Origin of the sequence: Pseudaquabacterium rugosum (assembly GCF_038066575.1) — a bacterium.
Classification (GTDB): Bacteria; Pseudomonadota; Gammaproteobacteria; order Burkholderiales; family Burkholderiaceae_C; genus Pseudaquabacterium; species Pseudaquabacterium rugosum.
The window spans coordinates 24,667-31,340 of record NZ_JBBUTF010000037.1 but is presented as its reverse complement, the minus strand read 5'-3'; the positions used below and the strand labels follow the sequence as shown (position 1 = coordinate 31,340).

At 72.1% G+C, this 6,674-nt stretch carries 6 protein-coding genes and 1 pseudogene; 2 read left to right on the top strand and 5 right to left on the bottom strand.

The features are described from left to right. Nucleotides 1-218: 218 nt before the first annotated feature. Nucleotides 219-566 (top strand): annotated as a pseudogene (locus AACH11_RS24070) (integrase core domain-containing protein); the annotation flags it as partial. Between the two features lie 316 nt (nucleotides 567-882). Here AACH11_RS24070 and AACH11_RS24065 read toward each other — a convergent pair. From AACH11_RS24065 to AACH11_RS24050, 4 genes are all read right to left on the bottom strand, one after another. Next, a complete protein-coding gene (locus AACH11_RS24065) occupies nucleotides 883-1,266 on the bottom strand; it encodes an H-NS histone family protein (protein ID WP_341376832.1) in 384 nt (127 codons plus the stop codon). A 91-nt stretch (nucleotides 1,267-1,357) separates the two neighbouring features. Further along, the gene (locus tag AACH11_RS24060; protein WP_341376831.1) at nucleotides 1,358-2,143 is read right to left on the bottom strand and encodes a Crp/Fnr family transcriptional regulator; all 786 of its coding nucleotides are present in this window, start codon (nucleotides 2,141-2,143) and stop codon (nucleotides 1,358-1,360) included. A 98-nt stretch (nucleotides 2,144-2,241) separates the two neighbouring features. Then, a complete protein-coding gene (gene ccoG, locus AACH11_RS24055) occupies nucleotides 2,242-3,756 on the bottom strand; it encodes a cytochrome c oxidase accessory protein CcoG (protein ID WP_341376830.1) in 1,515 nt (504 codons plus the stop codon). Then, nucleotides 3,753-4,538 carry a hypothetical protein gene (locus AACH11_RS24050; protein WP_341376829.1) on the bottom strand — a complete coding sequence of 262 codons (786 nt, stop codon included), beginning with the start codon at nucleotides 4,536-4,538 and terminating at the stop codon, nucleotides 3,753-3,755. Before AACH11_RS24050 ends, ccoG begins: the two co-directional genes overlap by 4 nt. Nucleotides 4,539-4,631: 93 nt before the next feature. Between AACH11_RS24050 and AACH11_RS24045 the strand changes: the two genes are divergently transcribed. Next, complete coding sequence (locus AACH11_RS24045; RefSeq protein WP_341376828.1) at nucleotides 4,632-6,095, top strand: aminotransferase-like domain-containing protein; 1,464 nt, start codon at nucleotides 4,632-4,634, stop codon at nucleotides 6,093-6,095. Between the two features lie 6 nt (nucleotides 6,096-6,101). On the opposite strand, the gene AACH11_RS24040 is transcribed toward AACH11_RS24045, so the two are convergent. Beyond that, the gene (locus tag AACH11_RS24040; RefSeq protein WP_341376827.1) at nucleotides 6,102-6,671 is read right to left on the bottom strand and encodes a PEP-CTERM sorting domain-containing protein; all 570 of its coding nucleotides are present in this window, start codon (nucleotides 6,669-6,671) and stop codon (nucleotides 6,102-6,104) included. Nucleotides 6,672-6,674: the final 3 nt, after the last annotated feature.

Sequence of the window (6,674 nt, the reverse complement as noted above, 5' to 3'; positions counted from 1 at the left end):
CGCAAGATCCTCGACTTCCGGACCCCGCGCGAGGTCTATATGGAAATCGTCGAGGCGGAGTTGCTCAAACGGGGGCAACGGCAAACTCAAGGTGTTGCACTTCAAGGTTGACACCGCCAACAGTGGGTAGTCGGAACATTGACAACAATGTTCTTGTTCTTGTTCTTGTTCTTGTTCTTGTTCTTGTTCTTGTTCTTGTTCGAAGACGACGGACGCTGCCCGACTACTCGCGACCGCGCGTCAGCGACGACAACGCCTTCGCGGAGAGCCTGTTCCGAACGGCCAAGTACAGGCCTGAATTCCCCAACACCGGCTTTGCCTGCCTGGCCGATGCGCGCGACTGGGCGCACCGCTTCGTGCACTGGTACAACCACGAGCATCGGCACAGCGGCATCCGCTACGTGAGCCCGGCGCAGCGTCATGCGGGCGAGGACAAGGCGATCCTGGCGAGCCGACACGAGATCTACCAGCAGGCCCGCATGCGCAACCCGGCGCGCTGGTCAGGCAAGGCCCGCAACCGGGAACACATCGCTGTGGTCACGCCCAATCCCGAGCGCAACGAGGTGGCCACGCCGGATAGCCGGCCAGTGGCAACATCGGGTACCTCGTCCAGAACTTTACATAAGCATCATCGTCACGGTTCATTCGTGGTTAACGACGATGATGCGTTCCATTGACCGAAGATCACGACCAGAGACGTGGAATTCGCCGGGATCTGCGCGGAGACTCAGAGAATCGGCAAGTTCTGCCTTTGAGTCGGTGCGCTGTTTCCTATTTTTGTGTGCTGTTCTGCCGTTAGTTCGTTTAAACGGACGAGCGCAGAAGGACTGCACTCCAAGCTCAAGCACCGCCGCACCGTCACGTGCTGCGGTGCATCCGTCCTCAGGCCTTGACGCGCAGGTCTTCCAGTTCGCCACCCCGCTCGATGTGGGCTCGGGCCCACTCCGGGCGCCGTCCCTGACCGCCCCAGGTCTGCCGAGGATCGGCCGGGTTGGCGTACAGGATGAACTCGTTGGGATCGCGCGGCTCGCGCTTGACGCGTGCGGCCTTGCCCGGCAGGTACAGCTTCATCACCGCGATCGCCTCGTCGATGGGCAGACCCATCGACTGCAGCTTCTTGACGAAGCCGTCGACCAGGACCTTCAGCTCTTCCTCGCGTCGGTCATGGATGGCTTCATCGGTCTTCTGCAGCAGCGCCTGCAACTCGCTCAGCGGCAGTCCACGCAGATCCAGGGGGGCATCCAGGGAATCGTTGTCTTGGCTCATCAGGTTCGGGGGCAGGACGGGAAATGCGGCCCGACGGGCCACCACATCCCGCAGGATAGCGGTTGTCGATGATCCGGCGGCACGGGCTGTGTCAGTCCAGCCACGCCAGCTCGGCCAGCAGACCGGCCCACACCAGGGCGCCACTGCCGATGCCCAGCCCCGAAACCCGCCCGTCCGCAGCCCGTGCACGGGCCAAGGCCACGTCGGCCACGACCGGCGGCGGCAGCGGCCGATCGCCCCGCCCGGGTGTGCCGGTATCCAACCCGGCGCCCGTCGTCGGCCCCGTGTGGCGCAGACGGTGCAGGCGCGCCCGGGAGCCCTGGCTGACGCTGATCAGGCCCTGCTGGCGCAGGGCGCTGACATGGCGGCTGACCGTCTCATGGCGCAGGTCCAGCATGGCGGCCATTTCCTGGCGGCTGGGCAGCCAGCACAGGCCGTCCGCGTCCTCGTGTTCGGCCAGCCGGGTCAGCAGATGGCGGACACGGTCAGCGGCCGGGCCGGCCACCACCTCGGCGCTCCAGGCCTGGGCGGCGGCCAGGGTCCGCGCGGCCTGACGCAGCAGCCGGGTGGCGGCCAAGGCATCATGGCTCAGCACGTCCAGTGGCACACGGCGCAGCTGGACGGTCGCGCAGGCCACCGCCTCCGAGGCATGTGGCCCGCCGCACAGCCCGTCATGCCCGAGCAGATCGCCGACCCCGGCCAGGCCGACGATGCGACGCGTGCCCTCCTCGGCCACGCGTTCCAGCCGCATCAGGCCCTGCTCGACCACCCACACCGAGTCGCCCGGCCCGTCGCCCTGGCGGTAGAGCACGGCCCCTGCCATCAGGCGCAGCGGGGCAGCGTCGGACGGCAGACGGGTGAGCAGGGTGGACCACATGATGGGCGGATCCTGCGCCAGGCCGGCCTGGCCGTCATTTCCGGGCAGCTCCCGGGTGGACCGCTCCAGCCTGGAGCGCTCCACGGGCGTGGCGGCGGTCAAGGCAACAGCAGGGTGGAGTCCGTCCGGGCGACCGGGCCGGCTCCGCCCACATCCGACCCATCCGCCACGCCCGCCTCATCCGCCGCGTCGATGCGCAGCTGCAAGGGCAGCACCGAGCGCGACGGCAGCCGGGCGAGCGCCTCGGCCGGGACGCGCACCGTCACCACCGGCGCGCTGATGGACGCGGCCGGCGCCCGCAGCGGGCCCGTCCCGTGCACCGTCAGGCGCAGCGGCTCGCCGCCGCCCGGCGGCTGCAGCACGGCGCTCAGATGCAGCGGCAGGTCACGGGCAGTGGCATTGAGGACGCGCAGCCGATAGACGTTCTCGACGGACCCATCGTCCAGCTGGCGCGACATCACGCCGCGGTCACGGATCGCCTCGACCCGCAGCAGCGGCCGCTGCTGCCAGAAGCCGATCATGGCCAGCGCCAGACCGCACAGGGTCAGCGCATAGAGCTGCACCCGCCGTCGCCGCAGCGCGGTGCGCCACAGCCCGTCGCCGGGGCCGGTCTCACCCTGGAACGATCCGAAGCGCAGCAGCCCGCGCGGCGCGCCCAGCTTGTCCATCACCCCGTTGCAGGCGTCGATGCACAGGCCACAGCTGATGCAGGCGGCCTGCAGGCCGTCACGGATGTCGATGCCCACCGGGCAGACCTGCACGCACAGCGTGCAGTCGACGCAGTCGCCCTGGCCGCGGGCGCTGGCCACGCTGCCACGGGGCCGCGCACCGCGCGGCTCGCCACGGCCGCGGTCATAACCGACGACCCAGGTCTCACGGTCCAGCATCGCGCCCTGGAAGCGGCCATAGGGGCAGGCATGCTGGCAGACCTTTTCCCGCAGCAGGCCGGCGTGCCCATAGGTGGCCCCGGCGTAGAACAGGCACCAGAAGGTCTCCCACGGGCCGGTCGTGCCGGCAACCACCGCCGCAGCCAGATCCTGCGGCGGGGTGAACCAGGCCACCAGGCTGAAGCCGGTCCACAGGCTCAGCGCCAGCCACAGCGCCTGCCGGCTGCCCCGGCGGGCGATCTTGGCCAGCCCCCAGGGCGCGGCATCGAGCCGCAAGCGCGCCAGACGATCGCCCTCGGTCCAGCGTTCGATGCCCATGAACATCGCCGTGTAGACCGTCTGCGGACAGGCGAAGCCGCACCAGACCCGACCGGCCACCGCGGTGGCACAGAACAGCAGCAGCGCGCTGAACACCAGCAGCCCGGTCAGGTGGATCAGATCGGGCGGGAACAGCACCGCGTCGAACAGGAAGAAGCGGCCGCCGTCGAGATCGAACCACACCGCCGGGCGGTCGCCCCAGGGCAGCCAGGGCAGGCCGTAGAAGACGAGCTGGGTCAGCACGATCAGCGCCAGGCGCCAGCGGGCGAAGACCCCGCGCACCGAGCGCGCCTGGATGCGCACCGCCGGTGCGATGCCGGGCCCGCCATCGACCGGCAGGATGGGCAGCACGCGGCGCGGGGCGGCGCTGCGCCGGTCGGCCACCGGGGGGTCACCGTGCGCGCTCATGGGGCGATCCCCGTGGTGCGGGCCGGACGTCCACCGGGCGGACGGGCCAGCGACGACGACGACGACGACGACGACGACAACAACAACGGCAGCGGGAGCGGCAACGGCAGCGCGCCGCGCAGGGCCTCGCGCACCGGGGCGATGGCGGCCTCCAGCTCCGCCCCGCCCAGGGTCTCGTCGGCACGCCAGCACACGCCGTCCAGGCGCAGCGGTGCCGCCCGGCTGCCGCGCGGCCAGGGCAGCTCCAGATCCAGACCGGCCTGCAGGCCGTCCTCCTCGCCGCGCAGCAGCAGCCAGTCGACGCGGCCGTCGGTGTGGCGCGCCGGGGCTGCCATCGACCAGCCGCACCACTGCAGGTTCGGCACCACCGGCAGCAGGCCGTGCACCCGCTGCACGCCGCCGTCGGGCAGCACCTGCAGCGGCCCGCCAGTGCAGGGCACGGTGCCGGCCCGCTCGCCGGACAGCAGATCGGGCAGCAGCCAGTCGCGCAGGCCGATGTTGGCGCTGTGCACCAGCACCTCGATGGCCAGCCGCTGGGCCCACAGCACGGCGCCGAGGGCGGGATCCTGGGCGGCCAGCGCCCGCGCGCCGGCCGCCAGATGGTCCAGCGCGGCCGGCATCGCCCCGGGGCTCGCCAGCCCGCCCAGGGCGACGGGAACGCCGCAGCGCAGCAGCCCGCTGGCGACCACGCCCTGCAGCGCCGCATGGCCGGCCGCGGCCAACCCGGTGGAACGGCCGCCCGCGGGCGGATCGGATGGCGGAGGAGAGACAGAAGATCGCATGGACGGATGCTCGCCCGCGCGCATCTGATCCGTAAGATCCAGATCTTGATTGATCAGACCGGATCAGTTGTCCCACCCCGGAGCCCCCCCACGATGAGCGCCGCCCTGCCCACCCGCTACGACCAGCTGGCCGCCGACATGACCGAGGCCATCCACAGCGGCCTGCTGCGCCCGGGCGACCGCCTGCCCTCGGTCCGCCAGACCTGCACACGGCGCGGCGTCAGCCCGGCCACGGTGTTCCAGGCCTACGGGCTGCTGGAAGAACGCGGCCTGATCGAGGCCCGGCCCCGCTCCGGCTACTACGTGCGGGCCCGCAGCACCCGCAGCGCGACGCCGCAGGCCGCCGCCGTGCCGGCCGAAGCCACGCCGGTGGCCGTCGCCGCCCTCGCCTTCGATCTGCTGGAGCGCACCCGTGATCCGGCCGTGGTGCCCTTGGGCTCGGCCTTCCCGGCCGCCACGCTGTTCCCGATCGAGGCGCTGGCCCGCAGCGCCGGCCGCGCGCTGCGCCGGCTCAAGCCGGAGCAGATCACCAGCGCGCTGACCAGTGGCGACCCCGCGCTGCGCCAGGCCCTGCTGCGCCGCCACGCGCTGCAGGGCGTGCCCCTGACCGACGATGAGCTCGTGATCACCCACGGCGCGATGGAGGCGCTGAACCTGTGCCTGCAGGCGGTGACCCGGCCCGGTGACACGGTGGCCGTCGAATCGCCCTGCTTCTACGCGGCGCTGCACGCCCTGGAGCGGCTGCAGCTGCGCGCCGTCGAGGTGCCGACCGATCCCCAGGAGGGGCTGGACCTCGACGCGCTGGATGCGCTGCTGCAGCAGCGCCGGGTGGCGGCCTGCTGGGTCATGCCCACGCTGCAGAACCCGCTGGGCGCGACCATGCCGGCCGCACGCCGACCAGCGCTGGTGGCGCTGCTGGCCCACCATGGCGTGCCGCTGATCGAGGACGACGTCTATGCCGAGCTGCAGTCCGATGCCCGCCGACCACTGCCCGCCAAGGCCCATGACACGCAAGGTGAGGTGCTGTACTGCAGCAGCCTGTCGAAGTGCCTGGCGCCGGGCTGGCGTGTGGGCTGGGCCGCAGCCGGTCGCCATGCCGACACGGTGCGCCGGCTGAAGATGATGACCTCGCTGACGACCGCCCTGCCCCCGCAGCTGGCACTGGCCGACTACCTGGCCCACGGCGGCTACGACCGCCACCTGCGCCAGCTGCGCGCGGCGCTGGACCGCGGCCGGCTTCAGGTGGCCGCCTGGGTGGAGGCGCACTTTCCGGAGGGCACCCGCATCACCCGCCCCCGCGGCGGCTATTTCCTGTGGCTGGAGCTGCCGGCCGCCATCGACACGCTGGCGCTGTGCCGCGACGCGCTGGCCGAGGGCATCAGCAGCGCGCCCGGCGTGCTGTTCTCGGCCGACCGCCGCTTCACCCACCACCTGCGGCTGAACACCGGCCATCCGGACGACGCCCGGGTGCCGGACGCGGTGCGCCGCCTGGGCGAGCTGGCCCGGGCGCAACTGGCGCACGGCGGACAGGCGCCGGCCGGACAGGCGCCGGCCTGAGGGGACTCAGCCCTGCGCGCGCCGCCGCAGCCCGCCGGCCACCAGGCCCAGACCGGCCAGCCACAGCGCGAACGTCGCCGGCTCCGGCACCGCAGCGGCCACCGGCGTGTAGCTGACGCTGCCGAAGCCGAGCGCGGTCGAGCCATCGGTCGCGTCGATGACGGTATAGGCCAGATGGGCATCGGCCAGATCGGTGAAGCCGGCCACCAGCTGCACGGCCGGTGCGCCGGCCGCCGTCAGGGCCGCATCGCTCTGGTAGTCGATGCCCAGGAAGACGCCGGCCGCGTACCAGGCCTCGCCGGTGGCGGTGCCGGACAGCGCGTAGCTGCGGCCGTCGAGGTCCAGGCTGAAGGCGTCGAGCACGACGCTGCCGTCGTAGCCGGCCACGGGCGCGGCCCAGCTCGCGCTGCCGCTGTAGCCGCTGCCGGCCAGCGGACCGCTGTCGGCACTGCCGCTGATCTGCCAGGTGTCGGCATGGGCGGCGCCGGCGCCCAGCGCGCCGGCCATCACCACGGCCACCGTGGCCACGGTGGAGAGGGTCGACAGGCGGCGCAGGATGGCGGGAAGGTGGGTCATCGC